This window comes from Synechococcus sp. 8F6 (genome assembly GCF_002252665.1).
Taxonomy (GTDB): domain Bacteria; phylum Cyanobacteriota; class Cyanobacteriia; order PCC-6307; family Cyanobiaceae; genus Cyanobium_A.
The window spans coordinates 15210-28228 of record NZ_NQKZ01000005.1; the positions used below are offsets into that span (position 1 = coordinate 15210).

Sequence of the window (13019 nt, forward strand, 5' to 3'; positions counted from 1 at the left end):
CTCAGCCCAGCCCTCCCGGTATCGCTGTGATGCTGGCCAGCGCGGTGGTGGCCACCTCGCTCAGCCGGCCGAGAGTACTGGGCACCAGACCCAGCACCACCACTGCGGCCGCCAGGGCCACGGCGGGGACGGTTTCCCGCGGCGCGACTGGCGCCAGCTGCACATCCAGGCGCGCATCAGCAACCGCATCCGCACTGGGGGGCGTGATCGCCAAGCGACCGAAGAAGGCCCGGTTCACCAGCAGCAGGAAATACACCGCCGTGAGACCGGAGCCGACCATCGAAAGCAAGGTGGCTACCGGGTATTCGGCAATGCTGCCGCGGAACACCAGAAATTCCGAAATGAAGCCGGCCATGCCAGGCAAACCGGCACTGGCCATCACCGCCACGATCATCAGCGAGCCGGTGAACGGCAGACCCCTCTCAAGATTGAGCAGGCCGCGCAACACCGCCAGATCACGGGTGCCCGTCTTGCGATACACAATCCCCACCAGCAGGAACAGCAGAGCCGAGATCAGGCCGTGGCTCACCATCTGGAACACCGCGCCCAGCAGGCTCACGGGCGTGTCAGATGCAGCTGCCAGCAGCACATAGCCCATGTGGCCCACGGAGCTGTAGGCCACCATTCGTTTCATGTCGGTCTGGGCGATGGCGGCCAGGGAGCCGTACAGCACCGAAATCGCGGCCCAGATCGCCAGCACCGGCGCCAGCTTCGCCCAGGCCTCGGGGAACAGTTGCAGGCCGAAGCGCAACATGCCGTAGGTGCCCAGCTTGAGCAAGACGCCCGCCAGCAGCACCGACACCGGCGTGGAGGCCTGGGTGTGGGTGTCGGGCAACCAGTTGTGCAGCGGCACCAGCGGAATCTTGATGCCGAACCCGATCAGCAAGGCCCCCAGCAGCCACAGCTGGCCGCCCATGGCCAGTCGGTCGCTGAGCACCGGCGTGAGGCTGAAATCCACACTGCCGGTGAGCAGGGCCAGCCCCAGGAAGGCCCCCAGGATCAACATGCCCGAGGCAGCGGTGAAGATCAGAAATTTGGTGGCCGCATAGGCCCGGTTCACCCCACCCCACACCGAAACCAGCAACCAGAGCGGAATCAGCTCCAGCTCGTAGAAGAGGAAGAACAGCAGCAGGTTTTCCGACAGAAAGGCCCCGTTCACCGCGCCGCTGATCAGCAGCAGCATGGCGAAGTAGATGCGCGGTCGCTTCTCGATGTCGCGGGTGATCACCGCTGACACCAGGGTGAGGGCGCCGTTGATCAGCACCAACGGCAGCGACAGCCCATCCACGCCCAGGGCATAGTCGAGGCCGATCCCCGGCAGCCAGGCGTGCCGCTCCTGCAGCTGCATGCCGGCCTGGGCCGTATCAAAGGCCAGGGCCACCGCCACGCTCATCCCCAGTTGCAGCACCAGGATGGCGATGGTGATCAGCCGGAGCCGCGAGGGGCTGGGGCCGCCCGGCCAGAGCAACAAAGCCAGGGTCCCGGCGAAGGGAATCAGCAGAAGGCTGGTGAGCAGCATGATCAGCCCGCTCCTGGCAACAGCTGGAGCGAACCCAGCAGCAGCACGATCGCCACGATCACCGTGAGCACGTAGCTCTGCAGTTGACCACTGATGCTGAGCTTGAGCCCTTCCGCCGTGGTCAGCGACAACCGGCCGACCCCATCCGCCAACCCCTTGATCACGGTGACGTCAAACCAGCGGGTGAGGCGGGCCAGGGAAGCCACCAACAAGACAACGGTGCGCTGGTAGATCTCAGGGGTATAGAAGTCGTAGGCGAGCAGGTCCTGCAGCACGCGCAGGCTGGACTTGGTGGAGCGCGACCAGAACTCATCAAGGTGCACCACAGAGCCGATCAGCAGGCCCACCAGGCCGCTGCCAGCCACCGCCAGACCCACGGGCAGCGGGAAGGCGGCAATGCCGGGCACCGTATCGATGCGCTGCATGATCCAGGGCAGCAGCACCACCAGCACCGAAAGGCTCACCATGGGCAGGGCCATCAACCAGTTGGCCTCAGGTGCCCGCTTGGTTTTGGGCAGCACGGGTCCAAGAAACACCGAGCGGAACACCCGGGTGACATTGGCGGTAGCCAGCAGATTGGTGAGCAGGAAAACCAGGGCAAACAGCGGCTCATCGGAGCGCAGATTTTCCACCATCAGCCCCATGCACCAGAAGCTGCCCAGGGGCACCAGCCCCAACAGGCCGGCACTGCCCAGCAGGAAGGCCATGGTGGTGGCGGGCATGCGGGTGCCCAGCCCTCCCAGCTCGGTCAGGTCCTGGCAGTTGCTGGTGGCGATGATGCTGCCCACGCCCATGAACTGCAGTGCCCTGGCCAGACCATGGGCAAACAGCAGCAGCAGGGCGATGCCGGGGAGTTGCAGGGCGATGGCGATGAACACCAGGCCCAGAGAGGAAGTGGTGGAGTAACTGAACGCGCGCTTGATGTCCACTTGGGCCAGCGCCACCAGGGCACCACCCACGGCGCTGATCGTGCCAACCGCCAGCAACACATCCGTGGCCAGGGGAGAAAGGGCCACGATCGGCATCAGCTTCATCAGCACGATGGCACCGCAGGTCACCACCACTGAGTTGCGCAGAATCGAGGCGGGGTTCGGACCCTCCATCGCCTCATCCAGCCAGAGGTGCATGGGGAACTGAGCGCACTTGCCCATCGGCCCTGCGATCAGCCCCAGCCCCAGCAGGGTGCCGGCCAGGGGGGTGATCAGGTGCTGCTCACGGGCGTTGCCGGCCCAGGCATAGAGGTCGTTGAATTCCATCGAGCCCGCCCAGGCCGACAGCGCCACCACCCCCATCAGCAGCAGCACATCCCCCACCCGTTTGGTGAGAAAGGCATCGCGGGCAGCGGTGACCACCAGGGGCTGGGCATACCAGAACCCCACCAGCAGATAGGTGGAGAGGGTGAGCATCTCCAGCAGGAAATAGCTCATGAACAGGTTGCTGCTCAGCACAACCCCGCTCATCGCCCCTTCGAAGAAACCAACCAGGGCATAGAAACGGGCGAGAGACCACTCCTTGTCCATGTAGCCCAGGGCGAACACCTGGCAGACCAGGCTCATGGTGGTCACCAGCTCCAACGCCGCCAGGTTGGTCAGGGAGAGATCGAAACCGATGCGCAGGTTGAGATCGGCCGCCTGGAACCAGGGAAACTCGAAGTGCTGGGGACCGAGGGTCCAAACTTGCTTCAGGATGACTGAGCTGTGCCCCACGGCCAGCAGGGTGACCAGCAGATTGAGGTAGGCCGCCGGCCGCGGACCGTTGCGCTTGAACCAGCCCGCTGCCCACGGCAAAGACAAGACCATGCCGCTGAACCCATACAAGGGGAGCATCCAGGCCAGCTGGATCGGGAGTGGCAAGGAGGGGGCGAACAAGGGGAGAGGGTGTCGATCGGCAGTGTTCGAGATGAACAGATCGGCCGCCGGACTCTAGGCATCAGCCGCGGAATCCTGGAACTAGAAGGTGGCCCGCTCCATCGACGGATCGTGGTTGGGGCCAAGGCTGCGCAACCAGTCACCCAGATCCTCACCGTGGTGTTGTTCGTCCGACCAGAGGCCACGGAAGAAGGCCTCGTTGTCGCCGTCACCGACCAGCACACAGAAGCGCACGGCCTCGGCGTAGTGGTTGATGAGGTCCGTTTCCAGAGAAAGGTTGAGCCGCAACAAGCCGACCAAGTCCGCGGCATGGGAGACGGGCCGCAATTGAGATGCGGCCGGTGCCACCCCAAGGGCCAACATGCGCTGAATGATCCGCTCGGCGTGTTGCAGTTCCTCCACGGTTTCGCGGCGGAACCGTTCAGCGGCATCGCCATCACCCCAGAGCTCCACGAGGGAGGCCTGGGTCATGTACTGCTGAACCGCAGAGAGTTCAAGACTCAGAGCGCGACCGAGGTATCCCAGGACGCGCGGATGAACGGCGCCCATGGCGATCAGAGACGGCGGGTGGTGGCGGTGGCGATCAGGGCAGGCTCCACTTCGCTGTGGGGGCGGGCAATGATGTGGGCGGCAACCAGGCCATCACCCACGCGCTCACAGGCATCGGCACCAGCGCGCACGGCCGCGTTCACAGCACCGGTTTCACCGCGCACCATCACGGTGACGTAGCCACCACCAACGAATTCGCGGGCGATCAGGGTCACCTCAGCTGCCTTGGTCATGGCGTCGGCGGCTTCAATCGCCGGCACCAGGCCACGGGTTTCGATCATGCCGAGGGCGATGCCCTGAATGGAAGGAGCCATGGCGTTGCTGCGCGAAGGGGTGGTGGGGGGTTTGGTGCCGGCACCGCGGCCGCCGCTTCCAGAACGGGAGCTAGCGGAGGTGGCAGTGGAGCGGCGGGTGGTGCTGGAGGCACGGGGCGTCGCCTTGGCGGCCGGCTTGGCCACGGCTTTCGCCGCGACGGGCTTGGCCGCTGCCGCCGGCAGCGCCTTGGGGGCAACTGCTGGTACGGCTGAGCCGGCCGCCGCTCCCGTCGCCGGCGGGGCGCTGACTGCCGTTGCCGCCGGAGGGGCGGGTTTGGCAGCGGACGCTGTGCTGGGGGTGGGTCGGGGAGTGGGGGTGGCCATGGCTCAGGGGTGTAGGAGCTGGTGAGAGGACAGAACGGGTGGATCGCGAACGATCCGAGCCGCCCTAACCGTCGGGCTCCCAGAAGTCGATGATTCCGCCGATCGTCAGATCGGTCTGCACCTCAGGGTTACCGCAGGCGAAACGGGCTGCTGAACCGCTAGCGGTGAACACCCAATTGCCCGGGGAGGCACCCACCGGATCAACAGCCACGCTGAGCTTGCCCTTGGTCGTACGCAACACGCGCAGGTTGGAGTGGTCGAGACCAGGCACACGCTGGGTGCACACCAAAGAGCCCGTGACCTGCATGATCTCCATTACTTGGGCCCTCCCGCTGGGGCTGGGGCTTTGCCGGCATCAGGATCCCAGTGGTCAATGATGCCGACGATGGTCAGGTCGCTCGGATAGGACTTGCTGCCAGCGGCTTCGCGAGCTGCCGAGCTGCCGACGCAGATCACCCAGTCACCGGGGATGCAGCCGACGGCATCGACCGCCACTTTCTGGGTGCTGCCATCGAGCACCACCTGCAGGTGCTTGTGCTCGAAGTCAGGGATTCGGTTGGTGGAGACCAGTGGCTTGACCACTTTGCAGATCAACATGTCAGTGGCCTCCTCCGCTCGCGAATGTGATGGTGGAACCTACCGCTTCGGCAGGGATGTACCGATCCTGGTCCCGAACGGTCAGGAGAGCATGGAGCAGGCCCTGCTGGAACAGGTCGGGGTAGCGGTTTTCCATGGCGGCCTGGACCCGCTGGCAGTGGCGGATCGCCCGTTCCCGCGCGCCGGGCACCTGGCCGTTGTAGTCGAAGCGGACCACCACAGGCACCGGTAGACCGCGCGACACATTCAGACCCTTGAAGATCTTGACACCCACGTCGAGATCGGGAGCCCCCTCCTCCACTGTGTCCATGTAGGCGAAGTAGGTGAGGTTGCGCAAGTGGATCTCCTTGAAGCCGATGCCCACACCGATGAACCGCTCCGCATGGCCAGCGTCGGCATAGTGGCCGCCGTGCACCTGACGCACGTAGTCGATCTGGGACAAGTTGTGCTCTAAGAAGCGACTCACCAGGCGCACCATGCCGGGATCAGGGCTGCTGGCAGCTGATTGCTCCACCATCGCCTGGATGCGGGCGCGGCCCTCCTCGGGGTTGAGGTGACGGGTCGCGTCATAAACCGCCTGGGCATCCAACCAACGTTCGAGGTTGGTGCTGCCATCGAGGCCAGGCACATGCACGCGGATGGCATCGGTGTCGGTGTCGATGCCCATCAACAGCAAATCCACCGAGGCCCCGCAGCAGAAGCTGTTCTCCACCGCCTGCTGAAAGTCCTTGAGGCGCGAGAGGCCGCAGCTGGCAGCCAAGCCATCGTCGCTGCCGTGAGCCGCGCAGCCTTCGTGCTGAGGATCCTGAGAACTGAAGTGATACAGCACCACCTTGAGGTAGCGCGTGTCGGCATGGGCGGGATTGGGCAGCCCTTCGCGGTAGCGGCGGTGCTCCGTTTTGACCCAGCGATTCACCGTGTTTTCCACATCAAACAGGGCGCCGGCGTGGGGGCGACGCCGCACCGAACTGAAGGGCACGCGCAAGGCATAGGCCACCGCGTGGGCCAAGCGTCCGTCGGCGCAGGGGGTGATGTCGAGCAGGTGGAAGCCGCAGGAGAGCACAAAATCGTTGAAGGCTTCCGCGGAACGACTGCCGGGTTGGCCCTCCAGCGGATCGTGCTGAAAGAAGCCGTCGCTGGTCTGCTCGTAGGTCTCGAACACGCACCAGGCAAACAGGGTGCGCATGTCGAGTTGGCTCACCCATGCCGTCTCCAGAATCGGCAAGGGCAGCTCAAAACCGAGCTCAGCCTTGGCCAGGCGTTGAGCCTGCTCGATAAAGTCGGCCTCGTGTTGCAGGGCCGACAGGCGCTTGAGCACCGGCACGATCCGATCAAAGGCGCCCTTCACCTGCTCGTCGTAGGCCTGCAGCGCCGCATTGCCCTGGCGATCGCTGAGGGGGTGTAGGCCCACCGATGCGGCGGAGCGAGAGCCGCCAGCGAATCTGCGACCTCCCGCCGAGCCAGCGTTCGGGGTGAATGGAGTCTCGCTCGAGGTAGCCACACCGGGCCGGCGGCGAGGAGCCGTCGGAGCCAGAGGGCGATAGGGAGTAGCGAGCGGGCGTCGGGGCATCAGGGATTCAGCCGCGGGCCCCGCCGGAAACGGTGATCAGGGAGCCGGCCGTGGTGTTGCCACTGGAGCCCGTGACACGGCTCACGGGTTCGGGGCGCTCCTCGTTGCGCTTGGACTGGAAAACGGGCATGGCAGCCATCGCACCCGGACGGGTCGGATTGCGGCGGCGAGCCGAAACGCCCTCCGTGCCGGTGACACGTTCGCCGCGGTCCCAGTCGTCGCCGGTGATCTTCAAACCGGCCGAGATGCCTTCACCGGTAACCCGAGATGTAGGACGTGCATCCTCATCGACGCTCACGGGAGCAGCGATCGGGCTGGGGTGAATCGGAGCACGCTCAATCGGACCGCGAGACAGCTGGGTACCGCGGCGGTCAAAGCGGAATTGCTCGGTGCCGGTGACTTTGTCACCGGCCAAGTCAAAAGGGCCGGTAATCCTGCTGCCTTGTTCGTAGCTGGTGCCAGTGACGGCCCCCGTACGCTCCCGACCCACCTGGGCGACGCGAGCCGGGGATTGGATGCTGAACTGCTGCCAGGGCTGGCTACCAGCCAGGGGTTGGGGGAAATCAGGATCGTGACCTGCGGCAGAACCGCAGGCTTCAACCAGCTGGTCGTTGCCGATGTAAGGGGTGCCCGTCACGGCCTCACAGGCGCCGCGCTCGGCCCCGGTCATCACACCTCCAATACCCGGCTGGATGCCGCTCATGCGGTTGGCACCGCGCATGGGTGTGCGCTGGCGGATGTGGGCAACGGCCTTACCGGTGCAGAAATCGCCGGCCTGCTCGAGCCCGGCGTAGGGGGTGCCGGTCACGACCTTGCAAGTGCCGGGCTCATCGCCGGTCACGTTGGAGGAGCGGCCGGTGCGGGTACCGCTCACCACTTGGGCCTTGTTGGTAACGCTGAAGCCCACCTTGGGAGCCTCAGGAGCGGGCTTGCTACCGCAGAAATCAGCATATTGCTGGGAGCCAACGTATTCATCGCCGGTCACCAGGCGGCAGCTACCGGGTTCGTCACCGGTGACGTGCTCACTGCGGCCCACATGGGTGCCGGTGATCCCGGTGCCCCGCAGGGTGTGCAGGCTGGCCACCTTGGTGGGGGCTCGACCGGTCACCTGGCTCTGGTCGGCCACGTATTGGGTGCCGGTGAGCTGCTTGCCGGAACCGGGCTCATCACCGGTCACCTTGTCAGAGCGACCCACCATCACACCGGAAACGGGCTGGCCGCCCTGGGTCTGACTGCGGCCCACCTTGCGGGGGCTGGGCTTGCTGCCACCGCAATAGGCGGCGGACTGGTTAGCCGACACATATTCCGTGCCGGTGACGTTCTTGCAGGTGCCGGGCTCATCGCCGGTCACCTTTTCAGACCGCCCCACCTCATTGCCGGTGACACGGTTGCCGTGGCTGGTGGCGCTCACGCGCACCTTGGCGGGCTGGGTGGCCACCGGGCCGCTCTGGCAGAAGGTCTGGAACACTTCGGCACCGAGATATTCGGTGCCGGTGATGGCGCGGCAGGTGGCAGCTTCATTGCCGGTGGTCTTGGGGGAGCGGTTGGCCTGGGTGCCGGTGACCACCTGGCCGGTGCTGGTTTCACTCACACCCACCTTCCAATGGGCATCAACAGTGGCAGCGGCCTGCTTGGCGCCGTGGCGGTTGGGGCCGGAGGGGCGAGTGCCGCCGCTGCGGCTGGAGCCAGCACTACCAACCTTGGCTCGCAGCTCACGCACTTTCTGAGAGAGCTCGCGCGCACTCATATCGGGGTTGCCCTGACGGGACACTGAAGCCGCCGTGGTGCTCTTGGGTGCATTGGCCGCCTTGCCGCGCTTGGAGAGCACTTCGCGGCGGGCCAGCACCAAAGCACGGCTGGGATCGCGTTGAGCAGAACGCTTGGGGGTGGAACGCCGCTCGGCGCCCTGAGCGCCTCGGCTGCTGAGGCTCGACAGAGCCGGAGCAGGAGTGGCAACGATCTCAGGCTTTGGCGCTGGGGACTGGGCAGGGGCGGCAACCTGAGCCTTGGGTGTGGCCTTGGCCAGATCGGTGCGGGTGCGATCGCTGGAATTGTCGGCCCTCTTGCCACGCTTCGAGAGAGCTTCGCGCCGGGCCAGCACGAGATCGCGGCTGGGGTTGGCGATCGGGCGGGCCTGGCTGCGATGGCCAGCGCCCGAAGGAGCCGAAAGGGTTCGGCTTTGGGTGGGGGCAGGAGCCCGGTTCACGGCTGCCGGTGCAGAAGAGATCGCAGGCGCGGATTCCGCCGCAGCAGCTGCCGTGCGGGTGGGCCGGGCATCTTCGAGCGAGCGCACACGGCTCGGCCCGGAGGTGAACCGGCTGGCGGCCTTCTTGCCGCCGTTGGTGAGGGCCCTGCGGCGCTCCAGAGCTGCTTCCCGGCTGGATGTGCTGGCCATGTCCGCCCGTCGAATGGAATATCTGAAAAAGTGCTGATCCACCCGCAACGCGGACAGATCAGCCAAGAAAAGGAGTTGGGGTTCCGCCTTCAGCGAGAACCCCTGAAGGGCTGATGATCAGCGGCCTTCAAACACCACGAAGCAAGCACCCTGACTTTGGGTGTAGGCGTCGTAACCCACCAGACGCACGTGGTGGTCGGGATAGGCGCGGTGGCAAGCCTCCAGCTCGCTCACGATCACACCCAGATCCTTCTCACCAAAGAAGGGCAGCTTCCAGAACGACCAGTAGGTCGCCATGGAGTTGCTGGGATGGACGTGCTCAACGAGCGGGCTCCAACCCTGGGCAATGATGTAAGCAATTTGGTCGTAGATCTCGTCCTGGGTCATCGGCGGGAGGAAGCCGAAGGTCTCCAGAGTGGCGACTGTTTGGTAGTCACCCACGGTGCTCTTGAAAGGCATGGGGATCCTGTTGTGGATGGAATGGTTGAACCCTGAAGGCAAGGGCTCGGATCGCGTTCACTGAAGCGTTCCGGGAGAGAAAGGGGGAGTGGCAATCACCACGCCTCCTTTCTGCACCGATGGACTTCAGTTGACGTCGAGCTTGTCGACGGTGTCGAACTCGAACTTGATTTCCTTCCAGGTCTCCAGGGCGATGGCCAGCTCAGGACTGTGCTTCGCAGCTTCCAGAAGGATGTCGCGACCTTCGCGCTCGATCTCACGACCGGCGTTACGGGCCTTGACGCAGGCCTCAAGAGCCACACGGTTGGCAGCAGCACCAGCAGCGGAGCCCCAGGGGTGGCCGTGGGTACCACCACCGAACTGCAGCACCGAGTCGTCGCCAAAGATGGCCACGAGGGCAGGCATGTGCCAGACGTGGATACCACCGGAGGCCACGGCGAACACGCCGCCCATGGAACCCCAGTCTTGGTCGAAGAAGTTGCCGCGGCTGCGATCTTCGGGAACGAAGGATTCACGCAGCTGGTCGATGTAGCCGAGGGTCGACTGACGGTCGCCTTCGAGCTTGCCGACCACGGTGCCGGTGTGCAGCTGGTCACCACCCGAGAGGCGCAGGCACTTGGCCAGCACACGGAAGTGGATGCCGTGCTTGGGGTGACGGTCGATCACCGCGTGCATGGCGCGGTGAATGTGCAGCAGCATGCCGTTCTTACGGCACCACTTGGCCAGACCGGTATTCGCGGTGAAGCCCCCGGTGATGTAGTCGTGCATGATGATGGGCTGGCCCAGTTCCTTGGCGAACTCAGCGCGCTCATACATCTCCTCAGGAGTTGCGGCGGTGCAGTTGAGGTAGTGCCCTTTCTTTTCGCCGGTTTCCTGCTGGGCCAGGTTGGTGGCTTCAGCAACGAACTCGAAACGGTTCTGCCAGCGCTGGAAGGGCTGCGAGTTGATGTTCTCGTCGTCCTTGGTGAAGTCAAGACCACCGCGGAGGCACTCGTACACAACCCGGCCGTAGTTCTTACCGCTCAGGCCGAGCTTCGGCTTGATGGTGCAACCCAGCAGCGGACGGCCGTACTTGTTCATCCGGTCGCGCTCGACCACGATGCCGTTCGGGGGACCCATGCAGGTCTTGATGAACGCCATCGGGAAGCGGATATCTTCCAGACGCAGGTTGCGCAGGGCCTTAAAGCCGAACACGTTGCCGACCAGGGAGGTCAGCACGTTGGTGATCGAGCCTTCCTCGAACAGGTCGAGGGGATAGGCGATGAAGGCGTAGAAGGCGTCCTTGTCGCCAGGAACGTCTTCGATGCGGTAGCAGCGGCCTTTGTAGAAGTCGAGATCGGTGAGGAGCTCGGACCACACGGTGGACCAGGTGCCGGTGGAGGATTCAGCAGCCACAGCAGCGGCCACTTCTTCTTTGGGAACACCTTCCTGGCCGGTGCATTTGAAGCAGGCCAGCAGGTCGGTGTCGAGGGGAACGTAATCAGGAGTCCAATAGGTGTCGCGGTACTCCTTGACCCCGGCGTCGTACTTCTTGCTCATGGAGTTTCTCCGGTTGGGGCGGGTAAGGGGGTGAGATCGATCAGGGCGTCAGACGCCGATCGGCTCAGTCCTTTTGACCGGCGTAGTTGCCGTTGCCCAGAGCAGGCTCAACTTCGCGGTGGGGGCGAGCAATGATGTGGGCAGCCACGAGGCCGTCGCCCACGCGCTCACATGCATCAGCGCCGGCGCGCACAGCTGCGTTCACAGCACCGGTTTCGCCACGCACCATGACGGTGACGTAACCGCCGCCGACGAATTCACGACCGATGAGGCGCACTTCGGCGGCCTTGGTCATGGCGTCAGCCGCTTCGATCGCGGGGACCAGACCCCGGGTTTCGATCATGCCGAGGGCGATGCCCATGGTTTCAGTTGCCATTACCTGCTCCTGGAGGAGGGGGGTGGAATGTTCGCTCGCAACCATGGTCGCCAGCCAAACCTCCCGTCAAGCCATTTCGGCCCGTCTGCCCATCACCGTTACCTCGCCTTCAGATAAGGCAGCCTGATCAGTGCATCACAAAACGTTAGGCAATGCTTGCCAGTGCAGTGCTGGCAAGGGTTTTGGGGGACGCGCCTCAGAGAGGATCGGCGGCGGTCACGTAGGCCACTCCGCCGTAGTAATTGAGCAGCGGTTGCAAGCCTTGGCGCAGTTTGGGCAGAAGGGCGTCCTCACAGAAGACGATCACGTGGGCGTTGGCCCCCAGTCCGCTGAACTCCAACCCATCGGACACGGCGCCATGGGGCCCCCGACCGCTCACGTGTTTGATCACGGAATAGCCCGCCGCCCCGGCAGCGTCGATGGCTTTGAGCACCCCGTCGAGTTCCCGCTCACTGAAAATCAGATCCACACGTTTCATCGATTCAGCCAGGAGCGGAGAGAATGGTGTTAACCAGCAGCATGTACAACGGAATCCCCAAAATGATGTTGAAGGGGAAGGTGATCCCCAACGCCGCCGAGATGTAGAGACTGGGATTCGCTTCAGGCACCGTCATCCGCATCGCCGCGGGCACAGCGATATAAGAGGCGCTGGCACACAACACCACAAACAGCAGGCCATTGCCGGGGCTCAGCTGCAGGCCCCAAACGATCAAGGCCCCTAGGAGGGCATTGAAAAGGGGCATCAGCACCGAAAAGGCGATCAGGAAAGCCCCTGCCTCGCGGAGTTCCCGGATCCGCTGAGCCGCCACGATGCCCATGTCGAGCAGAAAGAAAGTCAGGGCTCCATAGAAGAGCTTGTCGCTGAAGGGCTCCATCTTGCCAATGCCGGCTGGGCTATACGCCGCCACCAGCAGGCCGATCACCAGGCTTCCCACCAGCAGAAACACCGAGCTGTTCAGGAAGGCTTCGCGCAACACCGAACCCCAGCGCATCGGCTGGGCGCCAGGCCGATTCTGGGGAGCCGCCAGCTTCACCAGAATCAGGCCAACGATGATGGCCGGGGACTCCATCAATGCCAAGGCCGCCACCATGAAGCCATCAAAAGGTTGATTCTGGGTTTCCAGAAAGCTTTCGGCGGTGATGAACGTGACCGCACTGATTGAACCGTAGGTGGCGGCAATTGCCGCGGCATTAAAAGCATCAAACTGCAGCTGCAGCACCAGAAAGCTGACGATCGGCACCAGCAGCGACATGGCCACGGCGGCACCAATCGTGGGGAGCACCTGGCCGCCCAGACCGCTGTGCTGCAGCTCCAAGCCGCCTTTGAAGCCGATCGAAAGCAGGAGATAGAGCGAAAAGAGCTTTGGCAGTGGTGCTGGGATTTCTAGGTCGGAGCCCACCAACACCGCTGCAACCCCGAGAAAAAAGAACAGCACCGGAGGGGTGAGCAGGTTCTGAAGGATCAGGCTTGACTCCATCCGCCGACACTCCCGTCTTCAAGCGCGTTGG

Annotated in this window: 13 protein-coding genes; all 13 read right to left on the reverse strand. The window is 64.2% G+C overall.

Annotation, left to right across the window (positions count from 1 at the left end; translation table 11 throughout):
* Position 1 precedes the first annotated feature (1 nt).
* Positions 2–1519: an NADH-quinone oxidoreductase subunit M gene (locus CJZ78_RS05260; protein WP_094559862.1), complete on the reverse strand. Its 1518-nt coding sequence runs from the start codon at positions 1517–1519 to the stop codon at positions 2–4.
* A gap of 2 nt (positions 1520–1521) precedes the next feature.
* Entirely contained in the window at positions 1522–3387 is a 1866-nt protein-coding gene (locus tag CJZ78_RS05265) for an NAD(P)H-quinone oxidoreductase subunit F (protein WP_254988204.1), read from the reverse strand.
* Between the two features lie 81 nt (positions 3388–3468).
* A complete protein-coding gene (locus tag CJZ78_RS05270; protein ID WP_094559863.1) occupies positions 3469–3936 on the reverse strand; it encodes a ferritin-like domain-containing protein in 468 nt (155 codons plus the stop codon).
* Positions 3937–3941: 5 nt separating this feature from the next.
* Positions 3942–4574, reverse strand: a complete 633-nt coding sequence (locus CJZ78_RS14750; RefSeq protein WP_094559864.1) for a BMC domain-containing protein — start codon at positions 4572–4574, stop codon at positions 3942–3944.
* Positions 4575–4638: 64 nt separating this feature from the next.
* On the reverse strand, positions 4639–4890 hold the full coding sequence (locus tag CJZ78_RS05280; protein WP_094559865.1) for a carboxysome peptide B: 252 nt from the start codon (positions 4888–4890) through the stop codon (positions 4639–4641).
* Positions 4890–5171, reverse strand: coding sequence for a carboxysome peptide A (locus CJZ78_RS05285; RefSeq protein ID WP_094559866.1), 282 nt, complete (start codon positions 5169–5171; stop codon positions 4890–4892). Before CJZ78_RS05285 ends, CJZ78_RS05280 begins: the two co-directional genes overlap by 1 nt.
* 1 nt (position 5172) lies before the next feature.
* Positions 5173–6741: a carboxysome shell carbonic anhydrase gene (locus CJZ78_RS05290; RefSeq protein ID WP_094559867.1), complete on the reverse strand. Its 1569-nt coding sequence runs from the start codon at positions 6739–6741 to the stop codon at positions 5173–5175.
* A 7-nt stretch (positions 6742–6748) separates the two neighbouring features.
* The gene (locus CJZ78_RS05295; RefSeq protein WP_094559868.1) at positions 6749–9136 is read right to left on the reverse strand and encodes a CsoS2 family carboxysome shell protein; all 2388 of its coding nucleotides are present in this window, start codon (positions 9134–9136) and stop codon (positions 6749–6751) included.
* A 117-nt stretch (positions 9137–9253) separates the two neighbouring features.
* Positions 9254–9595, reverse strand: a complete 342-nt coding sequence (locus tag CJZ78_RS05300) for a ribulose bisphosphate carboxylase small subunit (protein ID WP_094559869.1) — start codon at positions 9593–9595, stop codon at positions 9254–9256.
* A gap of 126 nt (positions 9596–9721) precedes the next feature.
* Positions 9722–11134, reverse strand: a complete 1413-nt coding sequence (locus tag CJZ78_RS05305; RefSeq protein ID WP_094559870.1) for a form I ribulose bisphosphate carboxylase large subunit — start codon at positions 11132–11134, stop codon at positions 9722–9724.
* A 64-nt stretch (positions 11135–11198) separates the two neighbouring features.
* Complete coding sequence (locus CJZ78_RS05310; protein WP_094559871.1) at positions 11199–11510, reverse strand: BMC domain-containing protein; 312 nt, start codon at positions 11508–11510, stop codon at positions 11199–11201.
* Positions 11511–11706: 196 nt separating this feature from the next.
* Positions 11707–11988: a transcriptional regulator gene (locus CJZ78_RS05315; protein ID WP_094559872.1), complete on the reverse strand. Its 282-nt coding sequence runs from the start codon at positions 11986–11988 to the stop codon at positions 11707–11709.
* Between the two features lie 4 nt (positions 11989–11992).
* The gene (locus tag CJZ78_RS05320) at positions 11993–12988 is read right to left on the reverse strand and encodes a sodium-dependent bicarbonate transport family permease (RefSeq protein ID WP_094559873.1); all 996 of its coding nucleotides are present in this window, start codon (positions 12986–12988) and stop codon (positions 11993–11995) included.
* Positions 12989–13019 lie beyond the last annotated feature (31 nt).

Coding starts and splice junctions, on each gene's coding strand:
- CJZ78_RS05260 (WP_094559862.1), bottom strand. CDS start 1,519: ATGCTGCTCACCAGCCTTCTGCTGATTCCCTTCGCCGGGACCCTGGCT.
- CJZ78_RS05270 (WP_094559863.1), bottom strand. CDS start 3,936: ATGGGCGCCGTTCATCCGCGCGTCCTGGGATACCTCGGTCGCGCTCTG.
- CJZ78_RS14750 (WP_094559864.1), bottom strand. CDS start 4,574: ATGGCCACCCCCACTCCCCGACCCACCCCCAGCACAGCGTCCGCTGCC.
- CJZ78_RS05280 (WP_094559865.1), bottom strand. CDS start 4,890: ATGGAGATCATGCAGGTCACGGGCTCTTTGGTGTGCACCCAGCGTGTG.
- CJZ78_RS05285 (WP_094559866.1), bottom strand. CDS start 5,171: ATGTTGATCTGCAAAGTGGTCAAGCCACTGGTCTCCACCAACCGAATC.
- CJZ78_RS05290 (WP_094559867.1), bottom strand. CDS start 6,741: ATGCCCCGACGCCCGCTCGCTACTCCCTATCGCCCTCTGGCTCCGACG.
- CJZ78_RS05295 (WP_094559868.1), bottom strand. CDS start 9,136: ATGGCCAGCACATCCAGCCGGGAAGCAGCTCTGGAGCGCCGCAGGGCC.
- CJZ78_RS05300 (WP_094559869.1), bottom strand. CDS start 9,595: ATGCCTTTCAAGAGCACCGTGGGTGACTACCAAACAGTCGCCACTCTG.
- CJZ78_RS05305 (WP_094559870.1), bottom strand. CDS start 11,134: ATGAGCAAGAAGTACGACGCCGGGGTCAAGGAGTACCGCGACACCTAT.
- CJZ78_RS05310 (WP_094559871.1), bottom strand. CDS start 11,510: ATGGCAACTGAAACCATGGGCATCGCCCTCGGCATGATCGAAACCCGG.
- CJZ78_RS05315 (WP_094559872.1), bottom strand. CDS start 11,988: ATGAAACGTGTGGATCTGATTTTCAGTGAGCGGGAACTCGACGGGGTG.
- CJZ78_RS05320 (WP_094559873.1), bottom strand. CDS start 12,988: ATGGAGTCAAGCCTGATCCTTCAGAACCTGCTCACCCCTCCGGTGCTG.